Consider the following 12955-nt stretch of genomic DNA (forward strand, 5'->3'; position numbering starts at 1 on the left):
TTTAAAATGGCGCTAGTCAAAGTAAAACCAACATCTGCGGGACGTCGCTTTGTTGTTAAAGTGGTTAATCCTGATCTCCATAAAGGAGCACCGCATGCACCGCTTTTAGAAAAGCTCTCTAAAAGTGGTGGGCGCAATAATATGGGGCGCATTACTGTTCGTCATCGTGGTGGTGGTCATAAGCGCCACTATCGCATTATTGACTTCAAAAGAACTAAAGACGGTGTCCCAGCTCAAGTAGAGCGAATTGAGTATGATCCTAATCGTACAGCAAATATCGCTTTGCTCTTGTATGTTGATGGTGAAAGACGTTATATTGTCGCGCCTGATAAATTGAAAGTGGGTGATGAGGTTATTTCGGGATCAGAGTCACCTATTAAAACAGGAAATTGTCTGTCCCTGCGTAACATACCATTGGGTACGGTCATTCACTGTGTTGAAATGAAAGTCGGAAAAGGCGCTCAGATTGCAAGAAGCGCTGGGTCATCGGCTCAGCTGGTTGCTAAAGAGGGTGTTCATGCTACTTTGAGGTTACGCTCAGGTGAGATGCGTAAAATACGCATTGAATGTCGTGCTGTGATTGGAAGTGTGGGTAATGCTGAGCATGGCTTGCGTTCTTACGGGAAGGCGGGCGCTAAACGTTGGAAAGGTATACGTCCCACGGTGAGGGGTGTCGTGATGAATCCGGTAGATCATCCCCACGGTGGAGGTGAAGGACGCACATCAGGTGGTCGTCATCCAGTCACTCCATGGGGTGTTCCGACGAAAGGTTATAAGACACGAAAAAACAAGCGTACAGATGGTTTGATTGTATCGCGTCGCAAAAAACGTTAAATAAAATTAAGTTAACATAGGAGCTTGTAGGTGCCACGTTCAATTAAAAAAGGCCCTTTTGTCGATCTTCATCTAGCAAAAAAGATAGATAAGGCCGTTACAGAAAATAATAAACGTCCCATTAAAACATGGTCTAGGCGTTCAATGGTTACGCCAGAGATGTTGAGTTTGACTATTGCTGTACATAATGGCCGCCAACATGTTCCTGTGTTGATTACTGAAAATATGGTTGGTCATAAGTTGGGTGAATTTGCAGCAACCCGGCTATATCGTGGTCATGTTGCTGATAAAAAAGCGAAGAGATAGCGGAGCACAGTTAAATGGAAACAATAGCAAAGTTGAGAAATGCTCATATTTCTGCACAAAAAGTACGTTTAGTCGCTGATATGATTCGTGGTGTACCTGTAGATCGTGCCATTAATACATTGAGTTTTAGTACTAAGAAAGCAGCGGCCATCATGAAGAAGGTTCTTGAATCAGCAATTGCTAATGCTGAGCATAATGATGGTGCTGATATTGATGAGTTGAAAGTGTCTCGGGTGTTTGTTGATGAAGCGACAACACATAAAAGGATGCGTGCACGAGCTAAAGGTCGTGCTAATCGTATTTTGAAAAGAACGAGCCACATTACAGTCGAAGTTTCAGATAAATAAGGCGAAAAAATTATGGGACAAAAAGTACACCCCATTGGAATGCGACTCGGTATCGTCAAAGAGTGGACATCAACCTGGTATGCGGATTCAAAAAATTATGCAGATAATTTACATAACGACTTGCAAGTGCGCGAATTTATTCGCTCCAAGCTTAAAAATGCGTCTGTAAGCCGCATTCAAATTGAGCGCCCAGCAAAAAACGCACGAATTACTATTCATACCGCACGTCCAGGTATTGTTATTGGCAAAAAAGGTGAAGACATTGAGTCTTTGCGCAAAGCCATAAGCAAGATAATGGGAATTCCGGTTCACGTTAATATAGAAGAAATAAGGAAGCCAGAACTTGATGCATATCTTGTTGCAGAAGGGATTGCACAGCAGCTAGAAAAACGTATCATGTTCCGTCGAGCGATGAAACGCGCTGTTGCAAATACGATGCGTTTTGGTGCTAAAGGTGTTCGCATTAATGTTGCTGGGCGTTTGAATGGTGCAGAAATAGCTCGTACCGAATGGTATAGAGAGGGTCGAGTGCCTTTACATACTTTGCGTGCTGATATTGATTATGGTACAGCAGAGGCGCACACCACTTATGGGATTATTGGCGTAAAAGTCTGGATTTTTAAAGGTGAAATTTTTGGGGGCTCTGAGATTACATCACCTAAAGAAACTAAACCTAAGCACACAACAAAAAAGTAAGAGAGTTGAACCCCGATGTTACAACCAAAAAGAACTAAATTTCGTAAACAGCATAAAGGTCGAAATCGTGGTTTGGCTACGACTGGCAATAAAGTCAGTTTTGGAGAATTCGGTTTAAAGGCTACGACACGTGGGAGAGTGACTGCGCGTCAAATTGAAGCGGCTCGAAGAGCTATGACACGTTACATAAAGCGTGGTGGCAATATCTGGATTCGTATATTTCCTGATAAACCTATTTCTAATAAACCATTGGAAGTTCGTATGGGTAAAGGTAAAGGTAATGTTGAGTATTGGGTGGCGCAAATTAAGCCTGGTGCCGTGATGTATGAAATGGAAGGTGTTCCTGAGGAGGTTGCTCGTGAAGCATTTAAGCTTGCAGCAGCAAAACTACCAGTGAAAACAACTTTTGTAACTCGGATGGTGATGTGATCATGCAAACAAGCGAGTTGAAAAGCAAGACTGTAATTGAATTAAACGATGAGCTTCTGGCTTTGAGAAAAGAGCAATTTAATTTAAGAATGCAAAAAGCAACGGGTCAAATGACTAGTAACCACTTAATTAAGAATGTACGTAAAAATATTGCTCGTGCAAAAACAGTTTTAAAGCAAAAAGTGAGTGAGTCAGCATGAGTGAAAATAGCAAAGTATCTCGTACTTTAGTCGGGCGAGTTGTCAGTGATAAAATGGATAAGACTATTACGATCCTTTTAGAGCGTAAGTTGCCTCACCCAATTTATAAAAAGTACATTCGTCGCTCAACTAAGTTGCATGCTCATGATGAAAAAAATGAATGCAAAATGGGTGATCTGGTTTCAATTGTTCAATGTCGTCCATTATCAAAATCTAAAAGTTGGCGCTTAAAAGAGATTGTTAAGCAGGCAGAAAGCTAGAAAGTGGTTTGTAATAAATTAAGAATTAAATCTGGAGTATAAAGTGCCATGATACAGATGCAATCAATGTTGGATGTTGCTGATAATAGTGGAGCACGTCGACTTATGTGTATTAAAGTGCTTGGCGGGTCACATCGACGGTATGCTGGGGTTGGTGATATTATTAAAGTCAGCATTAAAGAGGCGATGCCTCGCGGTAAAGTAAAAAAAGGTGAAGTCTATAGTGCTGTTGTTGTACGCACGAGGAAAGGTGTTCGACGCTCTGATGGCTCATTGATTCGTTTTGATGGAAATGCTGCAGTATTGCTAAATGGTCAAAAACAAATGATTGGAACACGTATCTTTGGTCCGGTAACGCGTGAATTACGGGGCGAAAGTTTTATGAAAATTATTTCATTGGCTCCTGAAGTTCTTTGAGCTCTGTTAGGTATTATAGTAATGCGTAAAATTAAGAAAAATGATGATGTAATTATCCTTGCAGGTAAGGATAAAGGTCAGCGGGGTACGGTGCTCAGTGTCGCTCCGGATGGTCGAGCTATCGTGGAGGGGATTAATATGGCAAAGCGCCATACTAAACCGAATCCTAATGCTGAGCAGCCTGGTGGTATTATTCATAAAGAGATGCCTATTCAGCTCTCTAATATTGCACTCATTAATCCTGGAACAAATAAAGCTGATAGAGTCGGCTTTAAATTGCTGGATGATGGGCGAAAAGTTCGTTACTTTAAATCCAACGGTGAAGTCGTTGATGTCTAATTGCAGGTAACATGATGGCAAGATTAAAAAATTACTATTTAGAAACGATTGTTCCAAAGTTAATGGAGCAGTTTAAATATAAAAATATTATGGAAGTTCCAAAAATCACTAAGGTCACTCTGAATATGGGTGTAGGTGAAGCAGTGGGTGATAAAAAAGCCATGATAGGTGCGGTTGATGATATGACTCAAATATCTGGACAAAAACCGGTTATTTGTAAGTCTCGAAAATCTGTTGCCAGCTTTAAAATAAGAGACGATATACCTATAGGTTGCAAAGTAACATTGCGGCGCGAACGTATGTATGAATTTGTCGATCGTTTAGTTAATGTTTCTATTCCTAGGATTCGTGATTTTCGTGGTTTAAATCCAAAATCTTTTGATGGTAGAGGAAATTACAGTATGGGTGTTCGTGAGCAAATTATGTTTCCAGAGATTGATTATGACAAAATTGATACTTTGCGAGGCATGGATATCTGCATCACAACGTCGGCTAAAAATGATGAAGAGGGAAGGGCTTTACTTGAAGCGTTTAACTTCCCATTGAAAAACTAGAGGTTAAAAAATGGCTAAGGTTTCAATGGTTAACCGAGAGGTTAAGCGCAGTAAAACAGTTAAAAAATTTGCAGTTAAGCGTGCCGAGTTAAAGTCGCGTATGTTTGATGAGTCTTTGACTGAAGAAGAGCGTTCAGATGCATATCGAAAATTCCACTCTTTACCGCGTGATTCAAGTTCGGTACGTATGCGTAATCGCTGTCGTGTCAGTGGTAGGCCGCATGGATTCTATCGTAAATTTGGTTTGGCACGAAATAAACTTCGCGAAGCTGCAATGCGTGGTGATGTTCCAGGGCTTGTTAAAAGTAGTTGGTAAAACTTTCAAAGATAATTAATGATTGTTGTAATTCTCAAAATATAGAGAGTAGAGATAACGTAGGGTTTATTAAAATGACTATGACCGATCCAATTGCGGACATGCTTACGCGTATTCGTAATGCGCATATGGCTCAAAAAATTGAGACCAGCATGCCATCTTCAAAAATAAAGAAAGCGATTGCTAAGGTGCTTATTGAAGAAGGTTACATTGAGAGCTTTAGTGTAACCGAAGAGGCTAAGCCGACTTTGAAGCTGATATTGAAATACTATGAAGGCAGGCCGGTTATTGCGAGTATTGATCGTGTTAGTAAACCAGGTTTACGGATTTATAAAGGCAAAAGTGAAATTCCTAAAGTGATGTCTGGTTTAGGGGTCGCTATTGTCTCTACCTCTGGTGGGGTTATGACAGATAAATCTGCTCGTGCTGCCGGTCTCGGTGGTGAAGTTTTGTGTTATGTTTCATAGCAGGTAAAAACAAGATGTCCAGAATTGCAAAAAGTCCAGTTAACATCCCTGCCGGTGTTCAAGTGGTATTAAAAGATAGTGAAGTGACTGTTAAAGGCCCTAAAGGCGAGTTAGTTTTTAATATTCATCATTCTGTAGATGTTTTGCAGGATGGGAATGTGTTAAAGTTCGCTCCCAAAAATCCTTCATCAGGTTTAGCTATAGTCGCTACAACTCGCTCTTTATTGAATAATATGGTTGTAGGGGTGACATCTGGGTTTGAGAAGAAATTAGAACTGGTTGGGGTTGGTTATCGTGCACAATCTAAAGGAAAGCAGCTGAGTTTGTCTTTAGGTTTTTCTCATCCAGTTGAATATATGATTCCAGAAGGAATTGTTGTTGAAACGCCAAGTCAGACTGAAATTTTGATCAAAGGTTCGGATAAACAGAAAGTTGGGCAGGTTGCAGCAGATATAAGAAGTTACAGACCGCCTGAGCCATATAAAGGAAAAGGGGTTCGTTATTCAGACGAAACCATTGTTAGAAAAGAAGCCAAGAAAAAATAAGCCAAGAGAAAATTAAGGGGTTGTAGTGAATAAGAAAACTTCTCGTATACGCCGGTCTCGCCGAGGGCGCGCTAAAATAAAAGCGCTTGGCATGCACCGTTTGTGTGTTAATCGTACACCTCGTCATATATATGCCCAAATTATTGCTCCTTCTGGATCAGAGGTGCTGGCATCGGCATCAAGCCTTGATAAGGACGTGAAAGAAAGCATTTCTTCTGGTGGTAATGTTGATGCGGCAGCATTGATCGGTAAGATCATTGCAGAGCGTGCAAAATCAGCTGGGATTGAACGTGTTGCGTTTGATCGCTCTGGTTATAGATATCATGGTCGTGTTCAAGCGCTTGCAGAAGCTGCACGTGAGCATGGTTTGAAAATTTAAAGGGCGTATTAAGTAATGGCGAATGTAAATTCTCAAGTATCCGACGGGCTGGTAGAGAAACTAGTTAATATCAGGCGGGTTGCTAAAGTTGTTAAAGGTGGTCGTCAATTCGGTTTTTCTGCACTGACTGTGGTTGGTGATGGTGAGGGTCGGGTTGGTATTGGGCGAGGTAAAGCCAGAGAGGTTCCTGCTGCAATTCAAAAAGCAATGGAAGATGCTCGCCGCAACTTGAAAACAATTAGCCTTAAAGGTAGTACATTGCAATATGCTATTACTGCACACTATGGCGCTACAAAAGTGTTTATGCAGCCTGCCTCAGAAGGTACTGGAATTATTGCAGGTGGTGCGATGCGTGCAGTCTTTGAGGTGCTCGGTGTTAAAGATGTTCTTGCCAAAAGTATCGGCTCGACGAGTCAAATAAATGTTGTACGTGCAACAATTCGTGGCTTGGAAGAGATGATGGATGTTGAGTCCGTGGCGCTTAAACGTAATAAATCTATTGAAGATATTCTGGAGTAAAAGTCATGTCAAAGAATACACTCGGCGTTACGCTGGTTCGTAGCTTGGCTAAACGATTACCTTCTCATAAAGCTTGCGCTCGTGGCTTAGGGATTCGTCGTATGCATCAAACTGTTGAAGTAGAAGATACCGCTTGTAATCGTGGAATGATTAATAAAATCTCCTATATGCTTAAAATTGAGGGTAAATAATGTACTTAAATACAATCAAGCCAGCATTAGGTAGTAATAAATCTTCCAAACGCGTAGGTCGTGGAATTGGCTCTGGTAGTGGCAAGACATGTGGTCGTGGTCATAAAGGTCAGCGTTCTCGTTCTGGTGGGTTTCATAAGGTTGGTTTTGAAGGTGGTCAAATGCCTTTGCAACGTCGCTTGCCTAAGTTCGGCTTTACATCGCGAGTAGGTTTTAGTGTTGATGAGGTTTGCCTTCACGAACTTGAGAAGGTTGACGGTGGTGTGGCTGATATTCAATCTCTGAAAAAAGCTAATATTATTTCAAACAAAATTAAACGTGTAAAAGTCATTCTCTCTGGTGAAATTACAAAACCAGTAGTATTGAGAGGTTTGTCTGTTACCAAAGGAGCCAGAGCGGCAATTGAAGCGGCTGGCGGGAAGATAGAGGTTTAAATGGGAACTGCCTTGCCATCTATGGGAAAAATGACCGAGCTTAGGCGTCGGATATTTTTTGTTATTGGTGCGATTTTAGTTTATCGCATAGGTACATTTATTCCCGTTCCAGGAATTGACCCTGTTGCATTGGCTGCTTTGTTTGATCAGCAGCGTGGTTCAATTCTTGATATGTTTAACATGTTTTCCGGTGGGGCACTTGAGCGAGTTGCAATTTTTGCACTTGGAATCATGCCCTACATATCGGCTTCAATTATTATGCAGCTTTTAACAGCTGTTTATCCGAAGTTTGAGCAGTTAAAGAAAGAAGGTGAGTCAGGCCGCAAGAAAATTAGTCAGTACACGCGTTATGGAACGGTAGTGCTTGCTACATTTCAGGGAATAGGTATATCTATTGCATTGGAGGGTCAGTCTTATGGTGGAAGCCCTTTAGTTATAGATCCTGGGCTGGCTTTTCGCTTTATTACAGTCATGACTCTTGTGAGTGGTACGATTTTTTTGATGTGGCTTGGTGAACAAGTGACTGAAAGAGGGATAGGTAATGGTATTTCGATTATCATCTTTGCGGGTATAGTCGCAGGGTTGCCTTCAGCGATTGGTGGGACTCTGGAGTTAAGTAGTACGGGCGAAATGAGTGCGTTGTTAGTTATTTTTCTTTTTGCTTTAGCGTTGGGTGTAACAGGCTTTGTTGTTTTTGTAGAGCGTGGTCAGCGGCGTATTACTGTTAATTATGCAAAGCGCCAACAGGGGCGTAAAGTATATGGCGGCCATACAAGTCACCTACCTCTAAAAGTAAACATGGCGGGTGTGATACCTCCCATCTTTGCATCTAGCATTATTCTTTTTCCTGCAACAATAGCCGGTTGGTTTGGTACTAGTTCAGGAATGGAGTGGCTGCAAGATATTGCTACATTGATGTCCCCAGGTCAGCCCGTTTATGTTTTGGCATATGCTACAGCGATTATTTTCTTTTGCTTTTTTTATACGGCTCTAGTTTTTAATCCTAAAGATACTGCGGATAATTTGAAACGTTCAGGTGCTTTTATTCCAGGGATACGCCCTGGAGTTCAAACCACACGTTATATTGATACTATCATGACTCGATTGACAACGATCGGTGCAATCTATATTACAGCAGTATGTCTACTTCCTGAGTTTTTAATTGTTTATTGGAATGTACCATTTTATTTTGGTGGCACGTCTCTTTTGATTATCGTAGTTGTAGTGATGGACTTTATTGCTCAGGTTCAATCACATTTGATGTCTCATCAATATGAGGGGCTTATGAAGAAAGCAAATCTTAAGGGCGGTACTAAGTAAGCCATTATTTGTTATTACTCGCTCCATTAATTTTTATTTATTTTTCGAATGTTTAAGGGTCGTGACTCATGAAAGTGCGTGCATCAGTTAAAAAAATGTGTCGAAATTGCAAAGTTGTTCGACGCAAAGGTATTGTTAGAATAATTTGCAAAGAAGCAAAACATAAGCAGCGTCAAGGTTAATTCTTTTTCGTATTGATTATTAAAGGTTACATATGTAGTATTGCCCGTTTTTTGGTGCAATATACAAAAGATTGGAGATTTTTGGATGGCTCGTATTGCCGGTATTAACATCCCTACACATAAACACACAGTCATTGCACTGCGTTCTATTTATGGTATAGGGTCGACTCGTGCGCAGAGTATATGTGATGTAACTGGCGTTAATCCTGCTAGTAAAGTTAAAGAGTTGACAGATGATCAAGTTTCTAGTCTACGTGATGAAGTCGCCAAGTTTTTGGTGGAGGGTGACCTACGTCGGGAAGTTTCCATGAATATTAAACGATTAATGGATCTTGGTTGCTATCGAGGACTGCGTCATCGTCGTGGTTTACCATTGCGAGGTCAACGTACTCGTACGAATGCTCGTACTCGTAAAGGGCCGCGTAAACCCATTAAGAGATAGGCGTAGTCGTCTTAAAAGTTTTATAAGTTTTTCATTAATATTGTTTGTTTGATATAGGTAAAGAGTTATGGCAAAAGCCACTTCAAGTCGGTCTAAAAAGAAGGTGAAAAGGAATGTTGCTGATGGTATAGCGCACATCCACGCGACATTTAATAATACCATAGTAACAATTACTGATCGTCAGGGTAATGCGCTGTCGTGGGCTACTGCGGGTGGTTGTGGTTTTAGAGGCTCACGTAAGAGTACTCCATTTGCTGCACAGGTTGCTGCTGAAAAAGCAGCGATTGCCGCGAAAGAGTGTGGTATGAAAAACCTTGATGTTATGGTTAAAGGTCCTGGGCCAGGTCGTGATTCAGCTGTGCGTTCGCTTAATGCTGCAGGCTTTAATATTGGCAGTATTAATGATGTGACTCCGATCCCACATAATGGATGTCGACCACCCAAAAAACGTAGAGTATAGTTTACGAGTTTGATATATAGAGTTCTCTCTTTATATTATTTATTGGAATAAATTTTCACTTTGATGAGGCATTTTCATGCAGAGCTCAGTGTCAGATTTTCTTAGGCCTAACGTAGTCGATGTTAAGGTTAAAGATAAATATCACGCTAAAATTACACTTGAACCACTTGAACGTGGTTTTGGTTATACATTAGGTAACGCTCTTAGGCGGATATTACTGTCATCTATGCACGGTTGTGCTGTGACAGAAGTAGAAATCGAAGGTGTTTTACATGAATACACTGCAAAAGAAGGTGTTCAAGAAGATACTATTGATATTCTTCTTAACTTAAAGTGCCTTTCTATTCGTATGCATGGACGTGATGAGATTGAATTGACTCTTTCTAAAAAAGGGGAGGGTTCTGTTTTGGCTGGTGATATTGAATTGCCACACGATGTTGAAATCATCAATCCTGAACTTGTGATTGCTCGCCTTACTAAGGAAGGCGAGCTCAATATGAAGTTAAAAGTTGAGCGTGGTCGTGGATATCGGGCTAGTAATATTATTACTACAGATGAAGAGTCTAGTCAGAAATTAGGAAAGCTTCCTTTGGATGCAACCTTTGCACCTATTAAAAAAGTGAGCTATGTGGTTGAAAGTACTCGTGTTGATCAGCGTACTGATTTAGATAAATTGATTATTGACATTGAAACTAATGGCAGTATTGACCCCGAAGAAGCGATTAGGCAATCTGCTTCCATTCTTCATGAGCAATTGTCAGCATTTGTTGATTTGAAAGTTCAGCCTGAAGAAGAGCCAGAAGTTGAACAATCCGAGGTTGATCAAACACTATTGAGATCAATAGATGACCTTGAGTTAACGGTACGTTCAGCAAATTGTTTGAAAGCAGAAAATATTTTTTATATCGGTGATCTGATTCAGCGAACTGAAGTTGAACTGCTTAAAACACCTAATCTTGGAAAAAAATCACTTACAGAGATTAAAGATGTTTTAGCAAGGCATGAGCTATCCTTGGGGATGCGCTTAGAAAATTGGCCACCTGCTGGTTTATACGATTAATTAAATTTTGAAATTCAGCATTAATATGTAACTGTTCAGGTTGCCTCTAAAAGTCGCCAGTTCAAGGCGAAAAATGTGAATTTACAGATGTGGTGTAAACGATCATTTTTTAACGCAGAAATGGCGGATTTCAGGGGTGATATGAATATTTACGGAACTAGAAGATAAGAAGGGTATATCGATGCGACATCGGAAAAGTGCTCGGCAGTTAGGCCGAAATAGTAGCCATAGAAAAGCTATGTACAAAAATATGGCTGTTTCTATTATGCAGCATGAAATGATTAAAACAACTTTACCAAAAGCAAAAGAGCTTCGTCGTGTTGTTGAGCCATTGATTACAATGGCCAAAGAAGATAATGTTGCAAAAAGAAGGTTAGCTTTCTCTCGTTTAAGAGATAAAGAAATAGTAGCCAAGCTTTTCAACGAGTTGGGGCCTCGTTATAAAGATCGGCCTGGGGGTTATTTAAGAATCTTGAAATGTGGGTATCGAGCTGGAGATAAAGCACCGATGGCCATAGTGGAGCTGGTAGACAGGCCAGTTGCTGAAGTAGCAGAAGAGTAATAAAAAAACGGGCACCGCCCGTTTTTTTATGTCAGTAATGCTAAGTAATTTTTTGGAGATGCTCTGGCTGGAGTGTGGTTTGAGTGAAAATACGATAGATTCCTATCATTCAGATCTAAGGTCTTTTTCAGGCTGGCTTGAAAAAAAAGGAACTGCAATTGAATATGCAGATAAAGCGACTTTACTGAGCTATTTAAATGAATGTCTAAAATGCGGAAAGAGTGCTCGTAGTACTGCGCGACTCATCACAACTCTTCGACGTTTCTATCAATATTTATTACGAGAGTCTGTGATTACTACAGACCCAAGTCTGCATCTTGTTTTGCCAAAAATAAGTCCGTTATTACCTAAGGTTTTGACAGAACAAGAAGTAGAAAAATTACTTGCGGCTCCAGATGAACATGACTTAATCGGCATAAGGGATCAAGCAATGATTGAGTTGATGTATGCGGGTGGTTTACGTGTGACAGAGCTTGTAACGCTGAATGTTGCTAATTGTAATTTACATCAAGGAGTTTTGCGTATTAATGGTAAAGGAGCCAAAGAACGTCTTGTGCCGATTGGTGAAGAGGCGGTTAATCGTGTTGACCACTATCTCAAAGAAGTACGCCCACAATTATTAAAGAAAAATAGATCGGAAAATATTTTTGTGACAAAACGTGGAACCCGTGTATCGCGCCAAGAATTTTGGGTCTTAATTAAAAATTATGCACTGCAAGCGGGTATCTCTAAAACAATATCACCACATACACTGCGTCATAGTTTTGCGACTCATCTATTGAATCACGGTGCAGATTTGCGTGTGTTGCAGATGTTGCTTGGGCATAGTACGCTTTCAACGACACAGATTTATACACATATTTCCAGTGAACGTATAAAAAAATTTTATGTCCAACATCATCCGCGCGGCTAATAAATATAAACGAAGAGAGAGTGCTATGTATAAACAGCTTTTGAGTTGCCTGATTATTTTTTCACTTGTTGCTGGGTCATCAATACTTTTTGCAGCAGAAACAAACGAAATAAAAAAAATTAACAGCGCTCTGAATAAATTTTCACCTGGTTTGAGTGCTGATGCTATTACAGAATCCCCAGTTTCAGGAATTTATGAAGTCGAGGTCGGCTCTGAAATAATGTACATTTCCGGCGATGGAAACTTTATGTTTCAAGGTGATTTGATTGATCTAAATCAAATGAGTAATTTGACAGAAACTCGTCGTGAAAAGTCCAGAGCTAAATTAATTGCTAACATAAAAGAAGATGAGATGATTATTTTCGCGCCTGAAAAAACCAAGCATACGGTCACTATTTTTACAGATATTGATTGTGGTTATTGCCGAAAGCTGCATAGAGAGATGGATGATTATAATAAATTGGGTATTGCTGTCCGTTATCTGGCCTACCCTCGCTCTGGCGTAGGGACTGAATCTTATTTGAAATCTGTTACTGTCTGGTGTGCTGATGATCGTAAATCAGCAATGACAGCTGCAAAATTAGGTAAAAAACTTGAAACTAATAACTGTGACAATCACCCAGTGAAAAAGCACATGGAATTAGGAGAGGTGGTCGGTGTGCGTGGTACACCAAGTATGGTTTTATCTGATGGGACTTTTATTCCAGGTTATGTACCTGCCGAGCGGTTATATAAAGTATTGGAAATGAGTGCAGCTGCTGTTAAATAAAACTTCTTACCGAA

25 protein-coding genes are annotated in these 12955 nt (G+C 40.4%); all 25 read left to right on the top strand.

Features of this window, described 5'->3' with window-relative positions; translation table 11 throughout:
- Positions 1–6: 6 nt before the first annotated feature.
- The 25 genes from rplB to L3J70_01545 all read left to right on the top strand — a co-directional run bounded on the left by rplB (position 7) and on the right by L3J70_01545 (position 12941).
- Positions 7–834: a 50S ribosomal protein L2 gene (gene rplB / locus L3J70_01425; protein MCF6235031.1), complete on the top strand. Its 828-nt coding sequence runs from the start codon at positions 7–9 to the stop codon at positions 832–834.
- A gap of 30 nt (positions 835–864) precedes the next feature.
- Positions 865–1140: a 30S ribosomal protein S19 gene (gene rpsS, locus L3J70_01430; protein ID MCF6235032.1), complete on the top strand. Its 276-nt coding sequence runs from the start codon at positions 865–867 to the stop codon at positions 1138–1140.
- Positions 1141–1154: 14 nt separating this feature from the next.
- Positions 1155–1487: a 50S ribosomal protein L22 gene (gene rplV, locus L3J70_01435; GenBank protein MCF6235033.1), complete on the top strand. Its 333-nt coding sequence runs from the start codon at positions 1155–1157 to the stop codon at positions 1485–1487.
- 12 nt (positions 1488–1499) lie between these two features.
- Entirely contained in the window at positions 1500–2183 is a 684-nt protein-coding gene (gene rpsC, locus L3J70_01440) for a 30S ribosomal protein S3 (GenBank protein ID MCF6235034.1), read from the top strand.
- Between the two features lie 15 nt (positions 2184–2198).
- Complete coding sequence (gene rplP, locus L3J70_01445; GenBank protein ID MCF6235035.1) at positions 2199–2612, top strand: 50S ribosomal protein L16; 414 nt, start codon at positions 2199–2201, stop codon at positions 2610–2612.
- A 2-nt stretch (positions 2613–2614) separates the two neighbouring features.
- Positions 2615–2812 (top strand): 50S ribosomal protein L29, encoded by a 198-nt coding sequence (rpmC, locus tag L3J70_01450; GenBank protein MCF6235036.1) that lies wholly within the window; start codon positions 2615–2617, stop codon positions 2810–2812.
- Positions 2809–3072, top strand: coding sequence for a 30S ribosomal protein S17 (rpsQ, locus tag L3J70_01455; protein MCF6235037.1), 264 nt, complete (start codon positions 2809–2811; stop codon positions 3070–3072). Before rpmC ends, rpsQ begins: the two co-directional genes overlap by 4 nt.
- 48 nt (positions 3073–3120) lie before the next feature.
- A complete protein-coding gene (gene rplN / locus L3J70_01460; GenBank protein ID MCF6235038.1) occupies positions 3121–3489 on the top strand; it encodes a 50S ribosomal protein L14 in 369 nt (122 codons plus the stop codon).
- A gap of 21 nt (positions 3490–3510) precedes the next feature.
- Positions 3511–3828 carry a 50S ribosomal protein L24 gene (rplX, locus tag L3J70_01465; GenBank protein ID MCF6235039.1) on the top strand — a complete coding sequence of 106 codons (318 nt, stop codon included), beginning with the start codon at positions 3511–3513 and terminating at the stop codon, positions 3826–3828.
- Between the two features lie 14 nt (positions 3829–3842).
- Entirely contained in the window at positions 3843–4382 is a 540-nt protein-coding gene (rplE, locus tag L3J70_01470; protein MCF6235040.1) for a 50S ribosomal protein L5, read from the top strand.
- A gap of 10 nt (positions 4383–4392) precedes the next feature.
- Entirely contained in the window at positions 4393–4698 is a 306-nt protein-coding gene (gene rpsN, locus L3J70_01475) for a 30S ribosomal protein S14 (protein ID MCF6235041.1), read from the top strand.
- A gap of 74 nt (positions 4699–4772) precedes the next feature.
- Complete coding sequence (rpsH, locus tag L3J70_01480) at positions 4773–5165, top strand: 30S ribosomal protein S8 (protein MCF6235042.1); 393 nt, start codon at positions 4773–4775, stop codon at positions 5163–5165.
- A 14-nt stretch (positions 5166–5179) separates the two neighbouring features.
- Positions 5180–5710, top strand: coding sequence for a 50S ribosomal protein L6 (rplF, locus tag L3J70_01485; GenBank protein ID MCF6235043.1), 531 nt, complete (start codon positions 5180–5182; stop codon positions 5708–5710).
- Between the two features lie 25 nt (positions 5711–5735).
- On the top strand, positions 5736–6089 hold the full coding sequence (gene rplR, locus L3J70_01490; GenBank protein MCF6235044.1) for a 50S ribosomal protein L18: 354 nt from the start codon (positions 5736–5738) through the stop codon (positions 6087–6089).
- Positions 6090–6104: 15 nt separating this feature from the next.
- Complete coding sequence (rpsE, locus tag L3J70_01495; GenBank protein MCF6235045.1) at positions 6105–6608, top strand: 30S ribosomal protein S5; 504 nt, start codon at positions 6105–6107, stop codon at positions 6606–6608.
- Between the two features lie 5 nt (positions 6609–6613).
- On the top strand, positions 6614–6799 hold the full coding sequence (gene rpmD, locus L3J70_01500; protein MCF6235046.1) for a 50S ribosomal protein L30: 186 nt from the start codon (positions 6614–6616) through the stop codon (positions 6797–6799).
- Entirely contained in the window at positions 6799–7233 is a 435-nt protein-coding gene (gene rplO / locus L3J70_01505) for a 50S ribosomal protein L15 (protein ID MCF6235047.1), read from the top strand. Before rpmD ends, rplO begins: the two co-directional genes overlap by 1 nt.
- Positions 7234–8553: a preprotein translocase subunit SecY gene (gene secY, locus L3J70_01510; protein ID MCF6235048.1), complete on the top strand. Its 1320-nt coding sequence runs from the start codon at positions 7234–7236 to the stop codon at positions 8551–8553.
- 68 nt (positions 8554–8621) lie between these two features.
- A complete protein-coding gene (gene rpmJ, locus L3J70_01515) occupies positions 8622–8735 on the top strand; it encodes a 50S ribosomal protein L36 (protein MCF6235049.1) in 114 nt (37 codons plus the stop codon).
- A gap of 85 nt (positions 8736–8820) precedes the next feature.
- Positions 8821–9177, top strand: coding sequence for a 30S ribosomal protein S13 (rpsM, locus tag L3J70_01520; protein MCF6235050.1), 357 nt, complete (start codon positions 8821–8823; stop codon positions 9175–9177).
- A 67-nt stretch (positions 9178–9244) separates the two neighbouring features.
- Complete coding sequence (rpsK, locus tag L3J70_01525) at positions 9245–9637, top strand: 30S ribosomal protein S11 (GenBank protein MCF6235051.1); 393 nt, start codon at positions 9245–9247, stop codon at positions 9635–9637.
- A gap of 76 nt (positions 9638–9713) precedes the next feature.
- A complete protein-coding gene (rpoA, locus tag L3J70_01530) occupies positions 9714–10697 on the top strand; it encodes a DNA-directed RNA polymerase subunit alpha (protein MCF6235052.1) in 984 nt (327 codons plus the stop codon).
- 181 nt (positions 10698–10878) lie between these two features.
- The gene (gene rplQ, locus L3J70_01535) at positions 10879–11259 is read left to right on the top strand and encodes a 50S ribosomal protein L17 (GenBank protein MCF6235053.1); all 381 of its coding nucleotides are present in this window, start codon (positions 10879–10881) and stop codon (positions 11257–11259) included.
- Between the two features lie 28 nt (positions 11260–11287).
- A complete protein-coding gene (gene xerD / locus L3J70_01540) occupies positions 11288–12172 on the top strand; it encodes a site-specific tyrosine recombinase XerD (protein MCF6235054.1) in 885 nt (294 codons plus the stop codon).
- Between the two features lie 25 nt (positions 12173–12197).
- Positions 12198–12941 carry a DsbC family protein gene (locus L3J70_01545; GenBank protein ID MCF6235055.1) on the top strand — a complete coding sequence of 248 codons (744 nt, stop codon included), beginning with the start codon at positions 12198–12200 and terminating at the stop codon, positions 12939–12941.
- Positions 12942–12955 lie beyond the last annotated feature (14 nt).

This window comes from Gammaproteobacteria bacterium, assembly GCA_021648145.1.
In the GTDB taxonomy this organism is placed as follows: domain Bacteria; phylum Pseudomonadota; class Gammaproteobacteria; order JAADGQ01; family JAADGQ01; genus S141-38.

Coding starts and splice junctions, on each gene's coding strand:
- rpmJ (MCF6235049.1), top strand. CDS start 8,622: ATGAAAGTGCGTGCATCAGTTAAAAAAATGTGTCGAAATTGCAAAGTT.
- rpmC (MCF6235036.1), top strand. CDS start 2,615: ATGCAAACAAGCGAGTTGAAAAGCAAGACTGTAATTGAATTAAACGAT.
- rplP (MCF6235035.1), top strand. CDS start 2,199: ATGTTACAACCAAAAAGAACTAAATTTCGTAAACAGCATAAAGGTCGA.
- xerD (MCF6235054.1), top strand. CDS start 11,288: ATGTCAGTAATGCTAAGTAATTTTTTGGAGATGCTCTGGCTGGAGTGT.
- rpoA (MCF6235052.1), top strand. CDS start 9,714: ATGCAGAGCTCAGTGTCAGATTTTCTTAGGCCTAACGTAGTCGATGTT.
- rplN (MCF6235038.1), top strand. CDS start 3,121: ATGATACAGATGCAATCAATGTTGGATGTTGCTGATAATAGTGGAGCA.
- rpsE (MCF6235045.1), top strand. CDS start 6,105: ATGGCGAATGTAAATTCTCAAGTATCCGACGGGCTGGTAGAGAAACTA.
- rplB (MCF6235031.1), top strand. CDS start 7: ATGGCGCTAGTCAAAGTAAAACCAACATCTGCGGGACGTCGCTTTGTT.
- rpsQ (MCF6235037.1), top strand. CDS start 2,809: ATGAGTGAAAATAGCAAAGTATCTCGTACTTTAGTCGGGCGAGTTGTC.
- secY (MCF6235048.1), top strand. CDS start 7,234: ATGGGAACTGCCTTGCCATCTATGGGAAAAATGACCGAGCTTAGGCGT.
- rpsM (MCF6235050.1), top strand. CDS start 8,821: ATGGCTCGTATTGCCGGTATTAACATCCCTACACATAAACACACAGTC.
- L3J70_01545 (MCF6235055.1), top strand. CDS start 12,198: ATGTATAAACAGCTTTTGAGTTGCCTGATTATTTTTTCACTTGTTGCT.
- rplQ (MCF6235053.1), top strand. CDS start 10,879: ATGCGACATCGGAAAAGTGCTCGGCAGTTAGGCCGAAATAGTAGCCAT.
- rpsK (MCF6235051.1), top strand. CDS start 9,245: ATGGCAAAAGCCACTTCAAGTCGGTCTAAAAAGAAGGTGAAAAGGAAT.
- rpsC (MCF6235034.1), top strand. CDS start 1,500: ATGGGACAAAAAGTACACCCCATTGGAATGCGACTCGGTATCGTCAAA.
- rplE (MCF6235040.1), top strand. CDS start 3,843: ATGGCAAGATTAAAAAATTACTATTTAGAAACGATTGTTCCAAAGTTA.
- rpsH (MCF6235042.1), top strand. CDS start 4,773: ATGACTATGACCGATCCAATTGCGGACATGCTTACGCGTATTCGTAAT.
- rplF (MCF6235043.1), top strand. CDS start 5,180: ATGTCCAGAATTGCAAAAAGTCCAGTTAACATCCCTGCCGGTGTTCAA.
- rplX (MCF6235039.1), top strand. CDS start 3,511: ATGCGTAAAATTAAGAAAAATGATGATGTAATTATCCTTGCAGGTAAG.
- rpsN (MCF6235041.1), top strand. CDS start 4,393: ATGGCTAAGGTTTCAATGGTTAACCGAGAGGTTAAGCGCAGTAAAACA.
- rplO (MCF6235047.1), top strand. CDS start 6,799: ATGTACTTAAATACAATCAAGCCAGCATTAGGTAGTAATAAATCTTCC.
- rpmD (MCF6235046.1), top strand. CDS start 6,614: ATGTCAAAGAATACACTCGGCGTTACGCTGGTTCGTAGCTTGGCTAAA.
- rplV (MCF6235033.1), top strand. CDS start 1,155: ATGGAAACAATAGCAAAGTTGAGAAATGCTCATATTTCTGCACAAAAA.